At 37.9% G+C, this 24,359-nt stretch carries 26 protein-coding genes and 1 pseudogene; 10 read left to right on the top strand and 17 right to left on the bottom strand.

Annotated features, from left to right (window positions below; genetic code table 11):
- Positions 1-45: 45 nt before the first annotated feature.
- Both AC58QG_RS12790 and AC58QG_RS12795 read right to left on the bottom strand, forming a co-directional pair.
- Positions 46-1,032, bottom strand: coding sequence for a DGQHR domain-containing protein (locus tag AC58QG_RS12790; RefSeq protein WP_497362400.1), 987 nt, complete (start codon positions 1,030-1,032; stop codon positions 46-48).
- Positions 1,033-1,055: 23 nt separating this feature from the next.
- Positions 1,056-1,289 carry a hypothetical protein gene (locus AC58QG_RS12795; RefSeq protein WP_497362401.1) on the bottom strand — a complete coding sequence of 78 codons (234 nt, stop codon included), beginning with the start codon at positions 1,287-1,289 and terminating at the stop codon, positions 1,056-1,058.
- 233 nt (positions 1,290-1,522) lie between these two features.
- Here AC58QG_RS12795 and AC58QG_RS12800 point away from each other — a divergent pair, with 233 nt between their 5' ends.
- The 3 genes from AC58QG_RS12800 (at position 1,523) to AC58QG_RS12810 (ending at position 2,971) form a co-directional block, all read left to right on the top strand.
- A complete protein-coding gene (locus tag AC58QG_RS12800) occupies positions 1,523-1,855 on the top strand; it encodes a helix-turn-helix domain-containing protein (protein WP_497362402.1) in 333 nt (110 codons plus the stop codon).
- A gap of 490 nt (positions 1,856-2,345) precedes the next feature.
- Entirely contained in the window at positions 2,346-2,576 is a 231-nt protein-coding gene (locus tag AC58QG_RS12805) for a helix-turn-helix domain-containing protein (protein WP_497362403.1), read from the top strand.
- A gap of 5 nt (positions 2,577-2,581) precedes the next feature.
- A complete protein-coding gene (locus tag AC58QG_RS12810) occupies positions 2,582-2,971 on the top strand; it encodes a hypothetical protein (RefSeq protein WP_497362404.1) in 390 nt (129 codons plus the stop codon).
- Here AC58QG_RS12810 and AC58QG_RS12815 read toward each other — a convergent pair whose 3' ends face one another.
- The 7 genes from AC58QG_RS12815 to AC58QG_RS12845 form a co-directional block, all read right to left on the bottom strand.
- Positions 2,972-3,280, bottom strand: coding sequence for a helix-turn-helix domain-containing protein (locus tag AC58QG_RS12815; protein ID WP_497362405.1), 309 nt, complete (start codon positions 3,278-3,280; stop codon positions 2,972-2,974).
- 315 nt (positions 3,281-3,595) lie between these two features.
- On the bottom strand, positions 3,596-5,719 hold the full coding sequence (locus AC58QG_RS12820) for a hypothetical protein (RefSeq protein WP_497362406.1): 2,124 nt from the start codon (positions 5,717-5,719) through the stop codon (positions 3,596-3,598).
- A 655-nt stretch (positions 5,720-6,374) separates the two neighbouring features.
- Entirely contained in the window at positions 6,375-8,255 is a 1,881-nt protein-coding gene (locus AC58QG_RS12825; RefSeq protein WP_497362407.1) for a site-specific integrase, read from the bottom strand.
- Positions 8,256-9,423: 1,168 nt separating this feature from the next.
- Positions 9,424-10,977 (bottom strand): hypothetical protein, encoded by a 1,554-nt coding sequence (locus AC58QG_RS12830; protein WP_497362408.1) that lies wholly within the window; start codon positions 10,975-10,977, stop codon positions 9,424-9,426.
- A 639-nt stretch (positions 10,978-11,616) separates the two neighbouring features.
- Positions 11,617-11,862, bottom strand: coding sequence for a helix-turn-helix domain-containing protein (locus AC58QG_RS12835; RefSeq protein WP_497362409.1), 246 nt, complete (start codon positions 11,860-11,862; stop codon positions 11,617-11,619).
- Between the two features lie 9 nt (positions 11,863-11,871).
- The gene (locus tag AC58QG_RS12840; protein ID WP_497362410.1) at positions 11,872-12,369 is read right to left on the bottom strand and encodes an ArpU family phage packaging/lysis transcriptional regulator; all 498 of its coding nucleotides are present in this window, start codon (positions 12,367-12,369) and stop codon (positions 11,872-11,874) included.
- Between the two features lie 113 nt (positions 12,370-12,482).
- Positions 12,483-12,647 (bottom strand): hypothetical protein, encoded by a 165-nt coding sequence (locus tag AC58QG_RS12845; RefSeq protein WP_497362411.1) that lies wholly within the window; start codon positions 12,645-12,647, stop codon positions 12,483-12,485.
- A gap of 261 nt (positions 12,648-12,908) precedes the next feature.
- Here AC58QG_RS12845 and AC58QG_RS12850 point away from each other — a divergent pair, with 261 nt between their 5' ends.
- Positions 12,909-13,148, top strand: a complete 240-nt coding sequence (locus AC58QG_RS12850) for a hypothetical protein (RefSeq protein WP_182301585.1) — start codon at positions 12,909-12,911, stop codon at positions 13,146-13,148.
- A 311-nt stretch (positions 13,149-13,459) separates the two neighbouring features.
- Here AC58QG_RS12850 and AC58QG_RS12855 read toward each other — a convergent pair whose 3' ends face one another.
- The 6 genes from AC58QG_RS12855 to AC58QG_RS12880 form a co-directional block, all read right to left on the bottom strand.
- Positions 13,460-13,900 (bottom strand): hypothetical protein, encoded by a 441-nt coding sequence (locus AC58QG_RS12855; protein ID WP_497362412.1) that lies wholly within the window; start codon positions 13,898-13,900, stop codon positions 13,460-13,462.
- Positions 13,901-13,902: 2 nt separating this feature from the next.
- Positions 13,903-14,415 (bottom strand): dUTP diphosphatase, encoded by a 513-nt coding sequence (locus AC58QG_RS12860; protein WP_497362413.1) that lies wholly within the window; start codon positions 14,413-14,415, stop codon positions 13,903-13,905.
- Between the two features lie 19 nt (positions 14,416-14,434).
- A complete protein-coding gene (locus tag AC58QG_RS12865; RefSeq protein ID WP_497362414.1) occupies positions 14,435-14,638 on the bottom strand; it encodes a hypothetical protein in 204 nt (67 codons plus the stop codon).
- A 54-nt stretch (positions 14,639-14,692) separates the two neighbouring features.
- A complete protein-coding gene (locus AC58QG_RS12870) occupies positions 14,693-15,214 on the bottom strand; it encodes a hypothetical protein (protein ID WP_497362415.1) in 522 nt (173 codons plus the stop codon).
- A gap of 24 nt (positions 15,215-15,238) precedes the next feature.
- Positions 15,239-15,820: a hypothetical protein gene (locus AC58QG_RS12875; protein ID WP_497362416.1), complete on the bottom strand. Its 582-nt coding sequence runs from the start codon at positions 15,818-15,820 to the stop codon at positions 15,239-15,241.
- Positions 15,821-15,967: 147 nt separating this feature from the next.
- Positions 15,968-16,162 carry a hypothetical protein gene (locus tag AC58QG_RS12880; protein WP_497362417.1) on the bottom strand — a complete coding sequence of 65 codons (195 nt, stop codon included), beginning with the start codon at positions 16,160-16,162 and terminating at the stop codon, positions 15,968-15,970.
- 43 nt (positions 16,163-16,205) lie between these two features.
- Here AC58QG_RS12880 and AC58QG_RS12885 point away from each other — a divergent pair.
- The 3 genes and pseudogenes from AC58QG_RS12885 to AC58QG_RS12895 all read left to right on the top strand — a co-directional run.
- Positions 16,206-16,649 (top strand): annotated as a pseudogene (locus tag AC58QG_RS12885) (ATP-dependent DNA ligase); the annotation flags it as partial.
- 75 nt (positions 16,650-16,724) lie between these two features.
- The gene (locus tag AC58QG_RS12890) at positions 16,725-16,985 is read left to right on the top strand and encodes an ATP dependent DNA ligase (RefSeq protein ID WP_497362849.1); all 261 of its coding nucleotides are present in this window, start codon (positions 16,725-16,727) and stop codon (positions 16,983-16,985) included.
- Positions 16,986-16,996: 11 nt separating this feature from the next.
- A complete protein-coding gene (locus AC58QG_RS12895; protein ID WP_497362418.1) occupies positions 16,997-17,143 on the top strand; it encodes a hypothetical protein in 147 nt (48 codons plus the stop codon).
- A 338-nt stretch (positions 17,144-17,481) separates the two neighbouring features.
- On the opposite strand, the gene AC58QG_RS12900 is transcribed toward AC58QG_RS12895, so the two are convergent.
- Together AC58QG_RS12900 and AC58QG_RS12905 are read right to left on the bottom strand one after the other, a co-directional pair.
- Positions 17,482-19,110: an S-layer homology domain-containing protein gene (locus AC58QG_RS12900; RefSeq protein ID WP_497362419.1), complete on the bottom strand. Its 1,629-nt coding sequence runs from the start codon at positions 19,108-19,110 to the stop codon at positions 17,482-17,484.
- A 1,076-nt stretch (positions 19,111-20,186) separates the two neighbouring features.
- Positions 20,187-21,314: a DUF5667 domain-containing protein gene (locus AC58QG_RS12905; protein ID WP_497362420.1), complete on the bottom strand. Its 1,128-nt coding sequence runs from the start codon at positions 21,312-21,314 to the stop codon at positions 20,187-20,189.
- 247 nt (positions 21,315-21,561) lie between these two features.
- Here AC58QG_RS12905 and AC58QG_RS12910 point away from each other — a divergent pair, with 247 nt between their 5' ends.
- From AC58QG_RS12910 to AC58QG_RS12920, 3 genes are all read left to right on the top strand, one after another.
- The gene (locus AC58QG_RS12910; RefSeq protein WP_497362421.1) at positions 21,562-22,401 is read left to right on the top strand and encodes a copper amine oxidase N-terminal domain-containing protein; all 840 of its coding nucleotides are present in this window, start codon (positions 21,562-21,564) and stop codon (positions 22,399-22,401) included.
- Positions 22,402-22,764: 363 nt separating this feature from the next.
- The gene (locus AC58QG_RS12915; RefSeq protein ID WP_497362422.1) at positions 22,765-23,088 is read left to right on the top strand and encodes a hypothetical protein; all 324 of its coding nucleotides are present in this window, start codon (positions 22,765-22,767) and stop codon (positions 23,086-23,088) included.
- A gap of 445 nt (positions 23,089-23,533) precedes the next feature.
- Positions 23,534-24,274 (top strand): stalk domain-containing protein, encoded by a 741-nt coding sequence (locus tag AC58QG_RS12920; protein WP_497362423.1) that lies wholly within the window; start codon positions 23,534-23,536, stop codon positions 24,272-24,274.
- Positions 24,275-24,359: the final 85 nt, after the last annotated feature.

Consider the following 24,359-nt stretch of genomic DNA (forward strand, 5'->3'; position numbering starts at 1 on the left):
CAAAGGTTTGCCGCGTTGCAACCCTTTGTTCCTCGTTGAAGCCAACTAATGTTCCTCTAGAAAATAAATCTTTAAATCACTCGCCAAAGCCTTAGAACCATTTATTCCTTTAATATACTTAAGTGGACCAGTTAAAGACCAATCCATTTTATTCATTTTCTTAATTTTTCGAACAATTCTACTATAGTCTATCTGCTTTTTTTCATTATTACTTCCCATTTGCAAAACGTCAGCGCCTGCAATGGCCAAAGCATTTAAGCAAACGATATGAGTTATTCGATATTCACTATAATCTAGCCATTCTTTATTAAACAGTTCTTTCACTCCGTTGAAATATACTAATGCAAGCATCAATTTTTCTTCTCTAGATACCCCACTTACATTTTTAAATAGAAATTCTAATATCTTATATAAATTTTGTAACGTAACATGCCTGCCAGCATTTCTCTTTCCAGTTATTGTACCAATATTATGAAATGGACTGTCACTTCTAGTTATTAATTGAGTAGAAATCCAGCTTAACTCATCAGTGTTTCTCGATAAATATCTACTTAGTGATGCTCCAATTCCTTTCTGTTTTGTATTAATAGTATCGAATAATTGAACTTCTTCATCCTCATCTAGAAAATGAAAGGCTAGAAAAGGAACATTTAAATCCGAATTCGTATCCTGTGTGTACCGCTTAACTCCACCTAGACGATGCTGACCATCCATAAGAGATGCCTTATCTTTACACAAAAGTCGTCCATATGTGGGGCGTGCTCGATCATACGGGATAAAGTCCCACCTTGATTCGGCATTTAAAAGGATCGGGGTAAATAGAGAGTTGTCTCCTTTCGAAAGATACTGTGCAAAATCATTGCATCTTTTTAGATCTACAGGTCGCTGATATCCTTTCCCAGACGGATGATCGAAAGGCTTAACATAAGTCAATTGCATTGCCGTAGATGCTGCTAAGTTACCTAGATAAGTAACTTTCCCACGCATTTTTGATAAAAGTACATTTTCTATTACATGTTGCTGATTTGTCATGTTGTCATCTCCATGGTGTAATTTCATTTAAAAATTTCAAGCAAATTAATGGGACAATCGACTTCACCGATTAGGATTTTAATACGCATGTTTGGTGGTTCATGATTCACCTTAGCTAAGAGACTCACCCCAACTGCAAAAAAAACTTGTTGTGTTTCACTATCAATGATTCGAGACATGGCATCAGATAATCGAATATAAAATGATCTAATGATATTATCGCTTTCTAAAATTAAATAAATCGCTTGTTCATCCATGTTGAATGTTCTAAGTTCATAACATATTGGATTAGATGAATCCCCACTTAAAATAATCTTTTTTATTGCATATGTTTCTTGTTCCTGTTGATTTCCTTGTTCGATAAAATCCCCTCCGGAAAAAGCACTTTATCTCTTTAATTAATATTATACCAAATTTGATTTATTTAAAATACCAAATTTGATCTTGTCGTTATTTACCAATCACGATAAGGTGAATTTGAGGTGAATGTATGAATATACTTCGAGGAAATCTAGGAGATTTGTTAAGAAGTCTACGTAAACAAAGAGGATTAACAATTGAACAAGTAGCAACAAACTGCGGGCTTCATTCTACCCATATTGGTAAAATTGAACGTGGCGAAACAAGCCCTTCTATTGAAAAGCTTGAACAAATCGTTGAAACCTATCATATTACATTAGAAGATCTATTTTCGATACTAGAGAAAAATAAATATAATGAACAATATACTCATGTCGAAGTTTCAATTACTAGTCGAGTTAAATCAATGTCGTTAGAAGAAAAAGAGAAGTTATTAAAATTTATTGAGTTGTTTTTTGAATAAAATCCAATTATTGAACACATTCAGCATGATACTGCACCTATTTATATGGAATTTTAGGAAAGGACACCTACTCCTGAGCTTTCGTCTCAGTAGTGGGTGTTTTTTACGTCCCATTTATATATCGCCGTCAACAGGCCTCTGAGATCTCGTAGGAGGGTCTCGGAAATAGGTTGCACAGGTTAGAACGAATTAAGAATAAATATATTTTCCTGCGAGTAAGAAGTATTTGGCACAGCAGCACATGCATTATCGATTCAAAGACGATTTCGTCATCGTGCCTTGGTGTTCACCTAATAAATAACGGCATTAAACGCGCATGAGTGCATCCATCAAATTTCAGAGATAGCTTCATTAAGTGTTCATTCATACAAGTAAAAAGGACTTTTCCTGTACACAATTAGGGGGGATCCTTTCAGCCTCCTTTTTCTTCTGCATGTATACCATTAACACAAAGTGTGTAAAATGTGTTATGTGAGGAGGTTTAATCGTAATGGAAAAACATGTGGACTTGTCCCCCCTTTTTGACATCCCTGATGATGTTGTAATGCATATCGAAGATATTGCTGAGCTGGTTGGAATGCACCAAGAATCTGTTCGCCGTTGGTGCAGAGATGGAAAAATGGCTTCATACTGTTTCGGGAACCGGTATATTGTAACGGGGCATGATTTTAAAGACTTTATGAAAGCATCACGAGTAAGACCAAAATGGACAAGGGAGTAATATAAATGGGGAAACATTATGTTATGTTATCCTTTTTTAAAACCAAAAAAATAGACTATATTTTTGATTCCAAAAATATGGTTATTCTTTTCCCCTGTCCACATTGTTGGGAACAAGCCAAAATGGATGCCGTATCAAGTCAATGGAAATGCAACAGTTGTAATCAATTTGGAAACCTCATTTCAGTGCTAAAAGCAAATGATAATGATCCTATAAAAGCGAAAGTTGAAGTTTATGATCCAAATAAGGAAAGGATACAAATTAACCATATTTTTGTAAAAATCTTTAACAATCAAATAGACTCTAGGTTAGAAAGTGATTTAATAAAGTTAAAGAATCAAATCAACAACCTTCTTGATTATCATGAAAAAAGCTTTATAACCAAGGCTTACTAATTACTGTATATTTTTAATAAGATCTTTGCGTGTTCTATGAAATAAGAATTCCTTTAAGTCTGATCCTTTTATAAAATAAGGTGGCCGTCCTGTGGTTGTCCTCAATTTCCAGGAACGACACCAGCGTCTAATCGTTTCTTCGGAGTAACCTGTTATCTCAGAAACATCCATCGGTGTTAACAAATCTTCATCATGGATTTTTTCAAAAACGTAAGGAATTCGCCCCTGAAGACCAAATTCAACAATATACTTTTCAAACTCATTCCATGTTGAATAATTTAAAATCAGTTCTTTGTCCAAGTCGTTCATTCCACAACTCCCCCTTTTGAGTTTACACCTCGCTAAGTAGCTTTTTTCTAGTCACTCCCTAAAGTAGGCATCCTCCGCGTAACCGTGTCGTTATAACATTTTAGATTTCAATAAATAAATCAAAAAGAAGCATCGGAAAATTGGGATTAAAATGTCAGCAGGTAAGGGACTACCATCATTTGATCCAAATAATCCGAGTGCTTCTCGTTGACTTATATTATATCTTCTTTGTTTGGGCATGGATAGAATGAGTACTTAAACATACTTTTAAACTTTTCGTAGTGCCCAAATAACTATAAAAAATCATTGGTAATTTCAACATCCTGCTCCATTACTAATGGATTTCATCTCACTTAGAAGTACTTCTCGGTTTTTTAACCATTCCTCCACAGTTAAGCCTTTAGGACGTTTTCGTAATTTATTATATTGTTTCTTGACCTCAATTAATCTTGGAGATTCATCAACTAATTTAACTGAATCTTCAATAGATCTATTCACATCGTTTAATGGCGTATGTGCATTTTGTTGAAGTCCACTGTTCGAGACTCCTACTTGGTGCCCTTGCATCACTTTTTTTTCCCATTCTGGTAATTCATTTAAATTCCACGGAAAGTTTATCGTATACTCCAGAACGGTATAAAAATCTTCTTCTGGAATTACGTCTGCATATCTCTTTTCACCAAGATCCTTTGCAAATTCATGACGCATTTGTATATCTGCTGCAACTTTTTGAATACGAACAGTCAACCGTTCGTCAGGTAATTTTACTGTATAGCCTTCAATTAAATTATTCATGCTGCGACGAGCTGCTTTTAGTTCAAAATCTTTACGTTGCTCAAGAGTAAGGAAATCTAATTGTTCTTTTAATCGCTTCCTATCAACCAATACCGATGATTTGTAGCCACTTTCCGGAAATAAATCAACGGGACGAAACATGAACCCTATCCCGACCGGTTCATTCCTTTGTTTCTTATATAAACGTTTGAGATACTCATTAACTTGCTTCACAGTACCCGGTGGGATAGGTGTACCAAAAGTAGGATGAGATGGAGTTCTTTCCTGTTTGGATGCTTCTTTGGGAAGGTGTAATACCCCCCAGCCTCTGTGATTAAGGTCTAAGAACCCTTTATTGTCTAACATAAAGTGTTCAATTCTTAACTTTTTAACCTCGTAGGGACGGAGGCCACTAACAAAACATAGTTCCCAAATAGTTGCATCTTTAAATGGATCCTCAGCGCAAGGATCGTTTAGTAATTTCATTTTCACAATGATTCCTTGCTCACGAGTCAAAAATGCTTTGTTTTTATAAAAGATCTCTTCCCCGGATGGGTGCTCATTATAATTTGTTGGGAACTGATTCAAGAAGGATTCTACCCTTATGTCCAATTGACCATATTCAAACCACTTTTCAGGTGTCGAAGATTCTGCTTTTTTTTTTTGCAAAATCCATGCGAAGAAAGGTTTAATACTTTGATATACGCTGACTGCAGATGTTGTTTTCAAGATAGTTGTAAAAGCAAAAGCATCATTCACCTCTATTTCTAATGGATTAAAAACATCAGGATTATAAAGATCTTTTTCTTTCTGAGTGAATGAATAATGTCTCATTTTCTGCTTTTGTTTTATTCCGCATCGTTCACAAATAACGCGGAGGAAGAATGTACTTAATGCACTTTTTAAAGTTTGAATAGTATCTTCTTTGTTCGCAATATGCAATTTTGGCCTAAAATTATTATGCGATATACGGCCACCTTTTGTCCGAAAGGATAAGTAATCTTCAATCATCTGGCGTTGTAACTGATTAAGTTGATTAAAATTCGATTTTTTTTGTTGAGTTTTTGTTGATACTGTTGCTTTTTCTTTCATAATATTTAATATAAGTATCTCTGCCTCATTTAAAGATACGGTATCCAGTCCATATTGATTAACTTTTGGTGTCAATTCACCGTTATTCTTATGCCTCAATATAGTAGTACTTGAAACTTTAATACCCCTTTTTTTAAGTGCTTTTACTACAAAACTCGTAGTAAGATACTCACATTTCTCTAAAAACTCATGTTTAAAGAAATATATATAATGACCAAAAACAGGATCGACTTTTTTACGTCGCAAGATCTTAACATACAAATGATTGTATTTATCTGAATCGACCATTTCTTTAATCTCAGTACTTGTTTGTAAAACACCTTTGATTAGGGTCCCAATATTAATATATTGAGGATCTTTGGTAAGTTCATCAAATTGCTGGACCGTTTTTATATACAATTCTTTTATTATATTCAAAGCGCTCACTAAGACTAAATCATCGCCATATCTTAAAGCATTCCCATTAAACCAAACAATGTTTTCTGGAATGGATTTCAACACCCCAAAGAATTCTTCTGGTATGCCCCATTTTCCACTTGCAGCATAAATGGTAATATAATTTTCATTTTTCATTATTTCACCTCTAATAGTTAGTTTATCCACATTAAAATTAGGCATACACACACAGCGCACAATATAACACTGTTTTTCCTATTCCCTGCACCAATGGAAAAGGTTAAACTGTAGGGTATTGTGTGTGGTGTGTGTATGTATTCGAAATCAACATTTTCCTTTTCCATAAACAAAGAGCACCATAAAATGGATCTACTTGTTTCGTAGACATTTTAATGGTGCTCCCACTATGTTTGATTATTCAATTTTTTTGAAATTGGATGTTTATATATTTATTTAAACAAATTAATTAGTATCTGGCAAGAAAGAGGCTAAAAGATTATTTTTTATAAAAGATCTGAAGTAAACAAGATCAAATTCATCTATGAACGACAACTCGATTTTCGCATTCCAAAAGAGTACCGCGACTTAACTAGAAACAAGCTAGGTAATTTAGAAGGCTCATGTAACTAAACGGTTTACCACTTTGAGAATAACTTTGCAAATGCTAGTTCAGGGTTTTAAAAAAACCTGCCATGGATGTTTTTGATCCATGACAGGTTTTAGATTGTTTCCTGCGTATGCAGCTCAAGGACTATGGTTGATCTATTCACGTCATTTACTGGAGTAAGTGCATTTTGTTGAAATTAACTGTGCGAGATTTTGCTTGATGACTTTACATCACTTTTTTTTCCCATTCTGGCAATTCATTTAAGTTCCATGGAAAGTTTATCGAATACTCCAATACTGCATAAAAATCTTCTTCTGAAATTGGTCTTGGATTAGTAATTTCACCAAAACCCAATGCAACTTGATGACGCATTTGTATATTTGCTGCTACTTTTTGTATATAACCATTCAACCGTTCATCAGGAAATTTAACTGTATAGCCATTAATTAAATTATTCATGCTGCGGCGAGCTGCTTTTAGATTAAAATCTTTACGTTGCTCAGGACTAAGAAAATCTAAATGTTCTTTCACTCGCTCCCTGTTAGCCCAAACCGATGATTTATACCTATTTTCCGGAAATACATCTTGAGGCCGAAACATGTACCCTATCCCGACAGGTTCATTCCATTGTTTACTATATAAACGTTTGAGGTACTCATTCACCTGCTTTACTGTACCCGGTGGGATTGGAGTACCAAAGCTAGGATGAGATGGACATCTTTCTTGATTGGATGCATCCTTAGGATAAAGTAGTACCCCCCAACCTCTGTGATTAATGTCTAAGAATCCGTTATCGTCTAACATAAAGTGTTCGATTCTTAGTTTATTAACCTCATAGGGACGTAGACCGCTAACAAAACATAGTTCCCAAATAGTTGCATCTTTAAATGGATCCTCAGCCCGAGGATCGTTTAATAATTTTATTTTTACGTTAATCGCTTGTTCACGAGTCAGAAATAACTTATTTTTATGCATGATAAATTCCCTATCAGTTTGCTTGTTAAAACTTCTTGGGAACTTATTCAAAAAGGATTCAATCCTTCTTTCCAATTGCATATATTCAAACCACTTTTCTTTTGTCGTAGCTTCTGCTTTCTTATTCTGCAAGATCCATGTGAAGAAAGGTTTGAGAATTTGGTATATGCCAACTGCAGTTGTTGTTTTCAATATTGCTGTATATGCAATAACATCGTTCGTCTCTATTTCAAGCGGATTAAAAACATCAGGTTTATAAAGATCTTTTTCTTTCTCACTTAATGAAGCATATCTCATTTTCTGCATCTGCTTTATTCCGCACCGATCACAAATTACGCGGAAGAAGAATGTACTTAATCCACTTTTTAAAAATTTAAAGGTATCTTCTTTATTCGCTATATGCAATTTATGCTTAAAGTTATTATGTGAGATACGCCCACCTTCTGCTCGATAAGATAAGTAATCTTCAATCATTTGTTGTTGGAAATTATTAAGGTGATTAAAGTTTGAGTTTATATAGAGAGTTTTTGCTGATACTGTTGCTTTTTCTTTCTTACTTTTTATTACAAGAATTTCAGCCTCATTTAAAGATAACGTATCCTGTCCATATTGATTAACATTTGATGTCAATTCACCGTTATTCTTGAGCCCCAATATAGTAGAAGTTGAAATTTGAATCCCCCTTTTTCTAAGTGCTTTTACTATAAAACTCGTAGTAAGGTACTCGCATTTCTCTAAAAACTCATGCTTAAAGAAATATATATACGGTCCAAAAACAGGATCGACCTTTTTATGCCGCAAGATCTTAACATACAAATGATTGTATTTATCTGAATCAATCATTACTTTAATCTCAGAACTTGTTTGCAATACACCTCTAATAAGAGTCCCAATATTTATATATTGAGGATCCCTATTATATTCATTAAATTGCTGAACCGTTTTTGTATACAGCTCTTTAATTCTAGCCGAAGTGCTTGCTAATACTAAATCTTCGCCATACCTTAAAGCATCCCCCTTAAACCAACTAGCGTATTTTGGAAAGGACTTCAAAACCCCAAAGAATTCTTCTGCAATGCCCCATTGTTTACTTGCAGCATAAATGGTAATAAAATTTTCAGTTTTCATCATGTCACCTCTAATAGTTTGTTTACCCTATCAAAAACAGGCATACCATAGACAAAGAGCACCATAAAATGGATCTACTTATTTCGTAGACATTTTAATGGTGCTCCCACTATGATTGATTATTCAATTTTGATATTGGATTGTTTATATATTTATTTAAACAAATTGAGAAGTATCTGGCAAGAAAGAGGTACAAAGATTATTTTTCACTAAACTCTGAAGTAAACAAGTTCAAATCCATCTAAGATCACCGATTCGATTTTCGGATTGCAACAGATATACCTGGACACTCAGCTTTAAAAAATGGTTATTATAATTTACATAAAGCGCACTGCAAGCAACCGTCTAATTAAAACTGGAAAACTTTAGATATTTCGAAATGCCCCATCTTGAAAGCCGTAAGGTCTAAATACCGCGGCAAATTACAAAGTTGTTCCCGTCCCTATATTTGCCTTGTGAGTGCCCCAACAGACCTTCAAGTGGATTTTTCATTCAAGGCTAAAGTAAGGCTTCACGGGCCTGTCAGAGTTATTTTGGATTAGATACATCTATCGCATACAGATTATTTTAGGAACAAGCCCAGTAACCCCAGGGAATTGAGCTCTTATACGTCGAATTATTCACGTAACAACTTATTAAAATGGATTAAAACATAGTTATTAAATAAAGTAAGAAATGAAAATGAAAAAAATTTCATTCTCTTTGCAGATGGATAGATAACAATTTTCATTACAGTTTTTATTACATATTTCATAAACAAAATACATAACAAAAACCATAGTGAATCAATCGCAACGTTATTATAGTTGGCTAAACTCCTTAAGAGATAAGGGGTTACCTAAATTTTTGATTTTTCAGAAAATAGAATTTTTGTTTAGGTCATTTGATGTAGAAGTCATAAAATTTATTACTATTTACCTAAATTGATTTTTAAACAGAAAGCTTTATTCTAATCTATGATAATAAATTCGTATTAAACGTTAGTTGAATCATTTTGTATAAAATTGGATGACTAGGCTTAAAAAAAACCTGTCATGGCTTATTCTTGCTTCCATGGCAGGTTTAAAATTATTTTCTGGGGATGCATCTGATTGTGTTTCTACACGATCTATCCTTATGTGAATAGCGAAAAAGCCGTTTGTCCAACTTTTTTAAAAAAAGTGACAACAGCTTATCTTTCTAATATCCAACTGTATAAAGGTTTCTCTTTCGTGTGCACGAGTTTGGATTCCTTTGGTTTTTCCTTATCAAGTTTATACTCGAATGGTAAGCTCTTCTTTTTAAAGAACCGAACAACTTGTTTGATCTTTTTAGTCTCTTCCTCAAGATCTTTTTGTTGTGAAAGAAGTGATTTTTTAGCTAAAGATACAATAAGCTCTCTAGTATTTATTTTGGCTAACGCCTCGAGCGTTGGAACCATTTCATTGCTTCTAAATTCTTTAGCGACCATTTGTTGTAATGTTATACCATGTCGAATGTAAACCGTTTCTATGGATTCGTGTAAGATTGTCCAAGGTTCGTCGCTTGATAATGAATCTGGATGCATGAGTTCATGGGCATATTTGATCATTTGAATATCCTGATCAATGAGAACTTTATGTTCATCACTGGAGTAAGTGATGAAATAATCTACTAATTTTGGAATAGATACTTCATCCAGGTTGTAGCCTGCAACATCCTCAGTTACCCCCTCCCCTATCGCTGATTTGAGCGCACCTAAAATAACCTTTTTGACCTCCTCTAATAGATAGAAGTCAGAAAAGTGATTCGCAGCTTTCCCTTGAAGATCGTAATAAAGAACATCAGAGTTTTTCTCTTGAAAATATTTCTTTAAGGAATATCGGTACATATCCAACCCGGCTTGTCCGAACAATTCCATAAATTTATTTTTCCTGCCGGTAATGTAATTAATCGTCTCGCCTCTCAAGTCCTCGTGGAACAACTGATAGCGGTCAGCAAACATGCGAAATTCTACTTCACTTGCGTGATTAATAATCGACGGCTGGTTAAATACATTAGGATTTACTCTTAATCCGATCACATGCTTATGTTTATTATATTTGCTTGTTCTTCCTTTTCTGTTATTAACAAAATCACAAGTACGATGGAATAGATTTTTGTGTTCAAGATTAGATCCTTCCAACGTTAAATAAGAGGAATCGCCTTTTGGGATACGGATGTTAATTAGCCCTTTATCATTAAGGACTAATATATCATCAGACACCCTTTTATAGGCATCATAAACACGCAAACCATGTTTGCTGTCATGAAGCTTGTTGTCGTATAAGTTTTCAATGGCAACCTTGTTGTATTGATTACGAATATTTGAAGTCAGGATATACAAGAAAAGACGTGTTTGGTTCAATGTTAAATTTAAAAATTCGCTTGCAAAGAGGATGGGCAAACTCCTCTGGTACGTGTTTTCACCGTTTGAAGACACATGAAAACCAGAAACATAGTACCCATTGACGCTGGATAACAGTTTCTTACCTTTGTATGTAGTTTCTATCAATTCATTAAGTGCACGTTTAAATACATGGCGGTCGCAAACCATTTCTTTCCTTAGAACTTCTTCGTCCATATGTATACGGCCATCACGATCAATATAGGGGGTTAGGCGGATAATGAGGTTAATGGCTGTTTTTGTGAGTTCGAGCTTTTTGTTAGCGAAATCTCTAAGTAGAAGTCTATCTAACTTTGGCGCACTAACATTAAACTTTGTCATTCTCCACCCCTCCTAACATTGTTCGGATATATTACTTTTTCATGAAAATGAAATTTTAAATAAAAAGGACACAAAGATTGCGAGGTGCAATCCATGTGTCCTGGTGCTTCCAGCGACCACTATCGATTCGATAATAATATGTAGTTAATTATGTACATTTAATACATAATTTTCATGTTGAATAAGATTTAAAATGTCTTTTTAAGACAGACATTAACCATTTTTGTTCGTCAAGTAAATATGAACAATTTCCTCTAATTATATTGTAAAAACTTCTTAATGTAAAGCGACCACGTGCATTACCCTAATTGTTCACAAATGTTCACATTAGTTTTTAACAAGGGAGTTATTCGTTAATTTAGATACGTTAAATCGCCTGATTTTAAGCCAAATTAACGCATTTTATTAAAATAACTTCGCTGGCAGCGATGAGGTCAGGGGTTCGATCCCCCTAGGCTCCATACACGAAAACCCTTGAGGAATCAGGGGTTTTTCTTATTTTACGGTTATGCATAAACTGTATATTTACCTGCTTGGGGACGAATTGGTGCCATATTGGTGCCCGTTAGTCCACTAAAGAATAATTTGGTGCCATTTTTGGAACAAAAAAAGAGAAGGGTTATCCCCTCCTCCATCTATCTATGCGCCTTGCAGCCACTTCTTAAATATCTCTTTATCCACGAAAACTCTTCTACCAACCTGGACGACATGAAACTTTCCCGACTTAAGAAGGTTATAAGACTGATCCCGGCCACTCCCTAAAAACTCTTTGATATGATCCGCGCTTAATACTTCTGGATACTCTTCAAGGCTTTTCTTGGGTTCACTCATTCTCATTGCTCTTCCCTCGAACGATTCTTTACTTATATCTAATGCAATCACCATCTTGTATGATTACTTCTCTTTACTCGTCTTCTTTTCCGCCGCTATACTCACCTTATACACTTCAATATCCAAAGCCAGCGCTATCTTATAGAACGCCTTATTCCTAATCTTCCTGTAGAACGTCTCACCGATCGGTGGGCTGAACTCATGGCAGTACACTTGATAGTCCTTAAGATAGTCCGCATCGTCGGCCAGATAACGTTTCTCCATCAAAAACCGTTCAAGTCTTGGTAACTTCCGTACAGCTACCTCTAACCTCTCGCAGTGCTTCTTCCTCCTGGCCGGCTCATCAACGTTGAAAATCGCGATATTGGCTGTTTGATCTGTCGTGACGTTCGAACGTTGGCTTTCTGTTGGTGTGTACGATGCTGTGATTGTAGCCTCGCGGGCTTCGAAATCAATGTGCTTATACATCCGATACTCCGCCAAATACCGCTCAACAGCCTTTTGTGTCAACTCTCTATCGATGTCCTTCAGAAAGTCATCACCCAAATTTAACTGTGCCAATTCAAGGGTCACTCCTTTGCTGGAGTTATTCTCCGTTACATTTACTTACGGTCTTGCTAGTTTTCGTTACCTCGCGGGCATACCTGTCCCTATAGATACACCCGCAACCATTGTTATAAGTCCTGCTTGATGTTCCCGACTGGTGTGATAATTGTTGTATACTGATCAATCTCGATAACTGCTTCTTTCTCAATGCTGTAGTATTCGGTTACTGTTCCGCTCTTGCCAGCTAAAGCACCTTTAAGGATTGTGGCTGATTCGTTTAGGATTGGTTGCATAGGCGACTCCTTTCATGCTAATTTACATTCTATCCCTCTGATAGGTCACTCCTAAGAAAAATCCCCACATGAACATGTTGGCGAGTAATAATTTCTCCGTGAAGTTGTCGTGGACCATAAGTCTTACGATCATGCTGGGTCACTCCTTATGAAACTTAATATTCAATATGTTGTATCGTCGTACTGTGTAGTAGTGCGCATTTGTTAGTGGAAAAGTTCTACACCACCTGCTACAATCAAAGAAAAAAGGTGGTGCGGTTTATGAGTTCGGATCTGGAAAACGATGTGAAAGCACTAGGATATACTGATGAAGAAATTGAGGCCATTAAATACCGGATTTCGTTAAGGTTATCCTATGAAGAATGGAAGTCCTTTGTAATTCAAGACGAAGGGTTTATCTATGATCCCTATGATGATGAGTATTTAAGACTCCCTACGGGTAGAGTAATCCTCATTCCTTATGATATTTACAGTAGGGATATTCTCAGCCAAGTTGATTAGTAAGGATCAAACTATGCAACAGACTTCATGTCTTACCGCCCTTTCTATTGAACAATATGAATCAACACGCCTGACTTCACTTTTCCGGTCGAACTGTACATTAGAATGCTCCGTGAGATTTATAGGTACTAGTTTTAAGAGGGCACTTGTGCGGACTAGTCGAGCCTTTAAAAATAATCGCCAACCCTTTTCATGCTTACATGTATGTGCATTCAAGGCGGCTGCCCACCGCCTAAATTCGCATTCGCTGCATTTCTTCAAATGGCACACTTTCTTTCACAATATGGATCTACTACGAACATTCGTATTCATTAAGTATCTAACTTCTTCCCCGACAGCTTCTTCTTATAAGTCATCTCATTCATCACATGATTAAGCTGCAGCTTCGTGACTCCTAACTCCTTCGCCAGCGAGGTTCTGCTCGATGTATTCAGGTTGTCTCGGATCTTCTGCGAAACAGCATCACTAATCTTTATGTCAGCCAACCCGTTGAGGAGTTTATCTTCCACTTCGAGATATTCACTTTGTTTACGCTCTTCTACGACCACATATGGCATATCAACTACAGAATAGATATAATGCTTTGCTGATCCTTCGCGGTTTAGTATCCCAAGATCAACCATTCTTTTGGCGTATCCATACGTTTTACGATCCTTATCATTTATTTCCTTGATGATTTGCGGCAGCTTCTTGCCAGCCTTAACACCTTCATAAATAGGGACTTCGTATGGTAGAAGTTTTATGTAGTCCATAATCAATATCCAGTAGCTTGCCGCTCATGATTGACTGCGTTTTTGTCCATGTAGGCAGCTTCGATCTGTTCCCAGGTGAATCCAAGGAGTTCACCAAGTGTAATGAAGACACATACCAGACTTTCGTAACACTTGCGCGTACCGGATACACTAATCTTTCTGTAATACTCCAAGTTCACTATCCAGTTAAAAGCATGCTGGAATGCTTCTATGGTTCCTGTTAACTCGTCATCATCTAGATTTTTATAAACTGAATCGCTGAGATCCAAATGCAACCCGATCGACAAGATGAAGTGGAGACAATCAACGTATTCGGTAAGCATCTTCTCAGTACGCGGTTCCCGACCCTTACTCCAATACTTGAACCCGCGCCATTCATTCGCACATTCCCCGAGCTCTACCTGAAGCGCCAGGATCAAGTAAGGCAGCCTATCCATGTCTTGCAAACCTTTTTCCTCGATGATCTTTGCATCCAATACCTTCTGCATCTCGTACATTTTTGTTAAGTTCTTCATCTAATCACGCCTCCTCATTTTATCTTTGATCCCATAGCAGCCTAGCCACCATTGTGATCTGATCGTAGTCATGCACGACTTGCCAGCCTTTTCCTTCGATCCAACAATCAACCTCTGCCCACTTCTTGCCTTTGATGTTCCATGTAAAGTTACTGGCCCTATACGTCCTCTTTCGAATTACAATAACAGGTAGGAGTTTTATCTCGACTTTGAGTTTGTTCATGGTGAGTTAGCCCTCCTTTATAGGAGCCCCCGCCGCAGCAGGGGCATTGACTGATTACCAGTTGTCTACTTCGTTGCTATCCACGAACGATAGGGGAGCATCAGGGTCTACCGGCTGTTCACGCTCTTCCTGAGAAATTTCACTTTCCATCGACTCGATTTCAAGCTCATCCTCGGAGGGCTCGCCGTCGTTCTCAGTCTCTGCAGCAGTTTCCTCAGTTTCTGAATCGATCTGCTCTGTATCGTCCTCATTAATCTCGTCGAATTGTTCTGCATCTGTCGCTTCAGTCTCTACATCTTCTATCGCCAGCTGCTCGCCTTCTTCGTCGGCCTCTTCATCAGACTTAACCGACTGCACTACGCCTGATCCTTCCACTTTTGCTTGATATCCGCGACGCGGTTCCAGGTAATCGCGCACTTCCATTTGTGAAACCCCGAGTGAAATGTAGAACTCATCGCGCTGCTTCAGCTCGCTCAATTCATCAAGGCTAACGCTGGATGGTAGTGAAAGAACGATCTCTACACCTTTGCCACTCGTAATTTTCTTGATATTTGCCGTTGTTTTAATAGTTGTCATATAAGATCACTCATCCTTTTGGTTTTAGTTTTCAGTGCTGTCTAGCACAGATTTGATTACTTCTAACTGATAAGGCATCCGGTCTAGTTCTGGAAGCAGTTCTCTGCGGCGATACACATTCCAAGCAATACGAGCGATCACATAAGCATCAACCACGTTATCTGACTTGTGTGTAAAGCCAAAGTGTTGTTCGACTGCTAGGGCCATTGCTGCTTTCTTCTCTTTATCCACGAGTCTGCGCTTTTTTCCGTTTTCATCCGTAGTCCAACCAGTTACTCCGACATACTTTTTCACTGAGTTTGGCGATACGATATTAAAGGCTAATTGCTTACGATAGATCATTGATCGGAGACCGCCGTGGACCATCCCTGTTGTAATCCCTTTTTGGGTACCTGGCGCCGCAGCCTCAATTACAACTTCATCACCCTTCATTAGTCTCTTAAAGAGCATATCTTCGAGTGATACGAGTTGCGGGATATCTAAAGGCGGCTTTCCTTTACCTTTTAAATCCTCAGCCTCAAGCACGTTTCCTCGCTCATCTAAAGCTACAAATCCCGTTTTAGTAGCTGGATCGACCCCTACATATCTAATGACTACCACCGCCATTAACGGGCATTGGCTTCTTCACAGCAGTGCCATTCTTAGTAACAGTCTGTGCATACAAAGGAGTTATCTCTTTAATTAGCCTGGCTATTTGCAAGTAATATTGGCGATGTTCATACGGCATTCTGTTGGCGTAATACTTCAACGTTTCTAACCGAATCGTTTCATGGTGATCGAGGCATAAAGGGAGTAATGCCCATGTCTTTCTCCCAACCGCTGTATGTTGTACTGGATGCTCGTGAGATAATTTTTTAATTCAAGTATGTTGTTCTCAATACGATTCCAGTCAGAGTAATTAATCCAATCGTTTTCGTTCCAGTCCACTTTAGGAGTAATCCACGCCATTAATTAACCACAGCCTTTTGATGATCCTTCCACCTACTTTGCAGAGCTTAAGTGGGACGGTATAAGATTGATCGTTTCTAATTTGGATGAACTAAATCTATATACAAAAAACACAAATGCAACAGCTAAATATCCCGAGTTGCACAATCCGCCTATCCCTAAAGGAACTATTCTGGATGGTGAAATTGTGGTCCTGGACGAACAAGGGAAAGCGGATTTTGAAGCGACCAATGCGGGATTCCGATCCAGTAAGATGCGAAAGCCTGTTGTCTTTATGGCCTTTGACATCTTGTACCACCGCGGCGTAGATATAACGGGATTGCCGTTAGAGCGTCGCAAGCAGCTGCTTGAAGATACACTTCAAGAGACAGAGCATTATAGAATCGTTCGACCGATACAGGGCAGCGCTGAGAGTTTCTTTGATATCGTTTGCCAGCATGGCCTTGAAGGTATTGTGATAAAAAAGAAGAATTCGAAGTATGAAACAGATCTACGCTCGATTAAATCTATTCGTTCCTGGTCATGGCAAAAGGTAATTAATTATCAGGGGACAGAAGTCTTCATAACGGGATATAGCAAGAAGGAACATTCGTGGCTTCTCGGTTATCCTGAGGGTGATAAGATCCGCCCGATCGGTGCAATGGAACTGGGAATAACCCCGTCAGCTCGCCAATCCATGTGGCCTGTATTTCAGGCTTATAAAAGCGGGGAGAGCAAGGAACATGTATATGTGCAACCGGTCGTTCGCTGCAAAGTAAAATATCGAGATTGGTATAAGTCCGGAGCAATGCGGCTGCCAGTGTTCGAGGAGTTTATTGTTTAGGGGATGAGATCATGGAATACCGCGTCAAACATAATGTTACAGGCGAAGAGAAGACGCTGAGCCATATAGAAGTGAATGACATGGTGTATGGCGATGGTGGGCAAGTAATAGTTTTTGATACAGCTATGGAACCATATTTGTTGCTCGATGATAATTAGTAATTGGTACAAAGTGGCTGCTTACATTACCCCTTAGATGAGTACAATATTTATGTTTTCAATAACTCAGATAGGTGGGCTAATGTCATGACAAATCAAAAGAAAAGTGTGAAATCAGAAAAGCAAAAAAATCAAAAACCAAGTAATAACAATAGTCAAAAAAGTAGCAGCAATAACGATATCTGATGCAAATATAAGAAATAAAAAAAGCCCTAGGGGATGCTTTCCCTCAGGGCTTTCTTTTTGTCCGATGCTTTCGGTACAAGAGTAATATTACCATCTACTTCCAGTCTTGTATATTATTATTTATCTTTTTTGATTTGCGTCTTTTAATTTTTTTATTTCGATTTTATTGCCCGGTCGATAATAGCAGCGGCTTCAGCGCGTGTAATCGTCTGACCCGGTTTATACGTGCCATCTTCATAGCCGTTAATAAAACCAGCATTTTTGGCAGCTGCAACGAGTTCCGGATGGAACGTTACCGAGGACGCATCTTTAAAGTCGCTAGTTACAGTTGCTTTTAATTTTGCTGCTCGTGCTAGATACACTGCGGCTTGCTGACGCGTAATATTATCTCCTGGGTGAAATGCTACGCCTTCTTCACTGCTAATAATTTGGTTTGAATAAGCAGATTCGATATATGTAGCGGACCAACGATCAGGCGTCACGTCTTTAAATGGCTGTTTGACTGGGTTGGTAGGAGTCGTGTTGTAAGCCGAAGCAAGCATTTTAACGAACTGTTCTTTTGTTATAGAGTCTTCGGGGTGAAAGAGCCCATCTTCAAAGCCGTTAACAATCCCTTTTGAGGACAGAGTTTTCACAGATGTGTAAGCCCAGTGATTAGCAAGGTCAATCAGTTTTGGTGTATACTGCGTAACTAAAATTCGGTTTGTAGCGCGGTCGCTTTCGGCAATATACAAAATGCCTTGATCGTCATAATAATACCGCGGCTCTGGATAGGGTAGTTTGGCAAGTAGATTGCCATCCAAGTCAAATATAAATGAACCCCAGTAAATCTTATCCTTTATGTGATACAGGTGTATAAAGGAGGCATATTGATATTTGGGTGTGGTATAGTCCCACTGAAGTTCTCCTTTGTCATCAAAAACATAAAGATGGTTACGAACTAGAGAATTTACCGCAATTTTTCCACTTGGTAAAGCTTGTATGATCTCTGTTGAAAAAGTAAGTGGGGTTGACCAATTGATAGTACCATCTAAATTTTTAGAGAAAAGTGTGCATTTGCTATTGGAATGCTGACAATCTGCATAAAATACGTGCTTACCGTCAGCAGATTCCGAAGCATATCTGCCTACATTATTTGCGATAGAGTACGTGTCTTCAAAGAGTAACTCATCACCTCTGTACCAGCGCTCTTTTCTATCAGTACCTTCTGAAGTTGTAGTCGAGTATACATTAGATCTGTCCAGCAATCCAATACGAGTTTTACCATCTACGTTGAGACGGGAAATTACTTCTCCATTTCGATCTATCTTTATCGCTGTATCCATATTTGGATTTCTTAGGATCGCGAGGTCTCCGAGCACTTCTAGTCCGTATTCACCGTTTAGGGGTTTTGACCACTTTAAGACACCGCTGCTGGTTATAAAATGAAGCGTCTTATCTAAATCGGGTTTCCCAGATAATACAAAAAGATTTCCTTCTGAGTCAGGCACTTTGTTGAGTATTTCTCCAGCTTTTCCGAGATAATCCCATAGAAAATCTCCACGTTTATCAAGAGAAATAATTTGAAAACGTTGTTCAGATGAATTCTTTGCGGTGATGTACACCGTGCCGCTGGGACCAAAAGAAAATCCGGCGTCTTCGTAACCTTCCGGAAGCGTATACGTAAAGCCTTTGACAAAATCACTACTCATCGGCTCGCTTTCTTTGGCAGAGGCAAAACCAATAGAAAAACAAGATAAAATCAACATCAAAGCGACCAACATAGCAAATTTTTTTCTCATAAAATCTATTCTCCTTTTAGGTGCAAATAAAAGAAAACTTGGAACGATCGTTATGTTTCGGTGTAAACTCTGATGGAATATTGCTGTGATATAACCAAGATTATAAACGCAATCTGAAGTATTGTTTGTCGATTGATGGAATCATAATTTTTTTTTGCATCTTTAGTCCTATATCCACCGACAATATCCGGCTCTTCCCCAGTATTGTTAGGTAATCAAAGATGGAGCGCTAAGAAAGAGTAGCAATTCTGTTTAACTTAGATTTGAGATAGTAAGACTAATTCCACCTAAATTTTTCCTAAATCCGATATTAATAGAACATTTGTTCGTGTATACTCAATTTAAGAGAGTATTCACGAATAATCTTTTAAAGAATACATACCTCAGGGGATGATTTTATTTGCACAAAAAGAAGATAAGTGACGCAGAAGACAATGCATATGAATTGGCGAAAATTCTAAACGTAGACATAGTTAGATTACCACTTGGGGATATCAGTGGAATATATAAGGAGCTATCCACCGATTGTTACCAGATATTTCTGAATAGTATCCTAGATGATCATGAGATTTTCGAAAAGACTTTATATTTGCTTTTGAAACACCACAGCAGTAGCCAAAAAGGAGCGACAAAGGTTTTATGCAACAATGATATTGAATATCTTTAGATGTCAAGTGTTCGAATGGTGTAGGACGTAGCCCAAGCGAAGGTGCGGGAGCGTTCTTTTTATTGAACTAACGGGCAGATTAACGTAACAATCAAGTTTTGTTATTCCATAATTATGGTAAAATAAGGGGTTACTATTAATTCCTTCGCTGTTGTCTCATCCACTTTGTAGATAGGTCCCCAAAAATTATCCAGAGGTAAATGAAATATTGAGACGAATTACTTACTTTATCAAGGCTGTTGGTGATTTTAATCAGTAGCGGACATAGTAGTACGCACAGCTGGTAAAAAGCAATCGAATTAAAGGCAGAGTCTCGCCTAGAGGTTTAGAGGTTACATATAAGAAAGCTAGGTACATTGATAAAACAAGAAAAACCGTCAGTTTCTCACTGACGGTTTTTTACATGGTATTAATCTTGTTTGCTACCTTTATTTTTCTCGTTCTTGTTGCCGTAGTCGTGTCCGTTGCCGTTCCCTTTTTCGCCGCCTTTGTGTTGGCTATGGTTCTTTTTCTCTTTTGCTATACTAGATTTATCTATATCCTGTTTGTCTTCGCCCTTCTTCGTTTGATCTGCCTTTTCCGTTACGAAGTGCTCCTGTATCTTTTGGTCCGAGACAGGCTCCTTTGTAACTGGCGTTGGAACTGGTGTTGAGGTTGGTGATGGAACCAGCGGAGCAATGAACTGCTCTTCCTTAGCTGTAACGTTTTCATTCTCCTGCCCCAGTTTCTCTTTACGTTCGATTTTGGCCAGTTTTTTATCTAGATGAGTAAACGACTTCTCTATATTTTTCATTAAAGCTAGCTGGGCTTTCGGATTCCCCGCCTTTTCCAATGCCGAGGTCAGGGCTAGAATGTTATGCTGCAAATCGGTCTTTACCTTCAGGACCTGCTCCGGATTTTCAACTTCCTTTACAGGAGTGGTCACGTCTTCGGTCTGCTCAGGATCTGCTGTCTGTTCACTGCTCGATATAGTTGCGATTGTTGTTGCAATATCTTTATGTGTTGAAGCCTCTGCTTCAGTAGCCGCCGCTTGGGTCGTATTTTCTGCTAGCGTAGTCTTAACGGTTATCGAAATACCAGTAGCCTGGTCTGTTTTTTGAACAGCACTTTGCTGAGTTTCCAGTGACTTCTGAAGAGATAGACTCGCCTCATTCGATTTTCCTTGAGCCATTAAGGCGTTCGCTTCTTTTAGTCGCTCTTGGGCAAATGCGGTAAGCAGTCGTGCCTCCTTTACGTCATTGACAGTTAGGGCCATTCGAATACTTTCGTACATTGTTTTTACAAAATAGAAGAAGTCTCCGGGCAAAAGATCTGGAGTCTCCGTTTCGGATTCGTTCAAAGTCGTGCCTGCTTGCGAGGAGACAGACGTATTCTGGGTGACGCTCACGGATGTGGGATTAGACGACGGTGCTGTTGTTGTTGTAATCTCCGAAGCCAATACGTTACCGGTACCCACGCTAAAAACGAGTATGCTGAGCATGACGCTCTTAGCGAGAAGGTTGTTTCTTTTGGACTCTTTTGTTAACTTCAATATCATGAGTATTACCGCCTTATTAAGGTATTTTAGCTGCAGCTGATACTAAGGTATACGAGATTCAAAAGTATTTTTAGGGGGCAGGTAGGATTAGGTGCGTAACGGTAACAATAGCTAAACAAACAAATAGGCTGCCACAAGGCAGCTTAGGGAATACTGTGAAATAATATTTGTAGAGTAAGTATACCCTCACAAAAATAGAAGAAGAATCCGAATATATTAACGTAGACAACTTAGGAGGCGTAAAAAGATGAAAAAAAGATGGATGGTTATCGCGTCATGTGTACTGGCAACGAGCCTTATGGCAGGATCGGCATTTGCAAAATCCGAAACAAGCAATGCTAATGAGGGCAAGTCGGATAATGTGAAAGTTAACGTTGATCTCAAGGTGAATGATAAATTGGATGTGACTGTTACATCCGATACTTATGGCAATCAAGGTCATAATGGATACAAGGGGCTGCTCAACGCGATCAACAATGTGAAGGACAAGCCTGCAGGGGCTGTTATTGCCGAGCTTCTTTTGACAAAATACGAGACTCAGCTTACTGCTGAAATGAAAGCTGAGCTTGAGGCCATCAAAGAGAAGGACGCAGCCTTATCGGCGTTTGCTGATCTGTTAGATAGAACCGGGAGCGTAACCGACGCGGTTTACGTTCAAAAGGAAGCTATTATTGCAAACGTTACAAATCTTGATTCTTACAAAAAACTTGGTAAATTGTACGATAAACTAGGGAAAAAAGGTGTGAAATTATACGTAAACGGTGAAGAGCCAACTTTCGAGGTAGCTCCATTTATCCGCGAAGGCAACACTTTAGTTCCATTCCGCGCTATCTCTGAGGCGTTGAAAGCAACGGTTACCTGGAATGAAGAAGAGCGTTCAGTTACTGTTACACGTGATGGTATCACAGTGAAACTCTTTATTGATAGTAAGACAGCAACTGTCAATGGGAATGAAGTTACTCTCGAAGTTCCAGCAGCGATTGAAAACGGCAGCACGGTTGTGCCGGTTCGTTTTGTAAGCGAAGCCTTAAAAGCAGCAGTTAAATGGGAGTCAGAGACCCAGTCTGTCGTTATTTACGAAGATTAATCCAGTATCAAATTCTAGGAGCCATCCAGTCGCGGATGGTTCTTTTCTCATTTACAATAGTTGAGGAACTATAATTCAGCAAACAGATGGATCCTAATATTAGGAGTGTTAATAATATATCCTCTTGGTTATTGATTCACTGCGAGGAGATCCGGATTGGAACCAGCCAATTTATCGCTTTAATTCACGAAACTTAGAAGAAATAACTAATAAAATCGAAGATGTATTAATCGAGATTTTTAAAGGGAACATGTAATCATTCGTTAAACTAACGAGGAACGTTAATTCAATTTCAACAAAAGAAGGCAGCCGACCTAGTGATCGGTTGCCTTTTCTCAACTAATGGGCAGGATTCTTGAGTAAATGCTTTACTATCTACAAAAGGAATTGGAAGAAAAAAGTAAATGTAATCGGGGTGTCTTAGTGGCATTGGAATTAATTGGAAGTGTTACATTTTTGGCGATTGCTATTTTTTACATATTGTTAGCTATGGGTTTACCTTACGGAGAGTTTGCAATGGGCGGTAAGTATAAAGCAATGCCAAAACAAATGAGAGTTGCATGTGCAATTTCGGTATTAATTCAGTTGGTTGCAATTATCTTTTTACTTCAAGCAGGGAATGTAATCTCGATAGATGCTTTATCAACCATTGCGAAAGGAGTATGTTATTTTTTTCATTTTATTTAATAGTAAATACCATAATAAATGCTTTGTCCAAAAGTAAAAAGGAAAAGTTTGTTATGACACCATTATCTTTTCTCACTGCAATTTGTTTCCTAATAACAGCGATGAATGGATAGATAACTCGTTATATATTCAGCTAACGGATAGTAATAGTTCAATAACAAAAGGGCTGCCGCGTGGCAGCCCTTTGCTGCACTAACGGGCAGGATAATGGAGTTATAGTTGGGGTTACTAAAGATAAAGTGATTTTTCAGTATGAAGAACGAGACTATTATCAATTACAATCTTCCTAACCGAGAACGGTCTAGAATACTCAACTTATGCAGACTGGCAGAAATTTCATTAAGTCAAGCCGATGCTCTTCATTTACTGCTTCCAAATTCTAGCATATCATTTATTTCAATGATATAATATTGTCGAATTATAGAACTTTGAGGGGGAAGGTCAAATGTTGAAAGACAAATTGAAAGGATTTGCGTTAGGTGTTATTGTAAGCACGTTGTTTGCGGGTACGGTTGCTTATGCGGCGACAGGTGGAAACATGATTGAAGTATTTTATAACGTCAACAATATTAAGATCGATAAGGTTTCTAAAATACCTACCGATGACAAGCCATTTATTTATAACGGTTCTACTTATGTTCCGCTCCGATTTGTCGCTGAAAATTTGGGTAAAAAAGTAGGTTGGGATGGTAATACAGGTACCGTATTAATTGGTGAAGTAGAAGGACCGAATGATGAATACCTTGGGGAACGTGTTCAGCCAATGAGTACCCAAGGAGTATCCATCTACGGCGATAGTATTTATTTAGAGTATCAAGGAAAAAAGATTCTTGACAATCTTTCGAATGAATATGGAAATTATATTTCCTTTATTGCAGGTTCTCATGGATTGGGTGAAGGGAAATCTATGTATCAAGATTATCCTTTAAACGGGCAATTTTCTACTTTTACTGCAAAATTGGGATTGAGGAAGGACTATCAAAATTCGAATAAAATATTAAAATTCGCAATCGAAGGTGACGGTAAGGAGCTCTATTCCCGTGAAATTAAAGCAGGTGATTTTCCGGATGATGTGTCAGTAAGTGTGAAAGGTGTAAATAAACTCACGTTTAAAGTTACATTGAAGGTGAATGGAATCGGAGATAGTGGAGGTATAGGATTATTTAACCCGACACTTGCAAAATAGTAAAATCCTTACGGGACTGCCAGTACAGTCCCGTTTTTATCGGGTGACAAGAACATTATCTTGGGACGCGGCAACTCATACAGTT

This window comes from Paenibacillus sp. J22P169, from assembly GCF_059691995.1.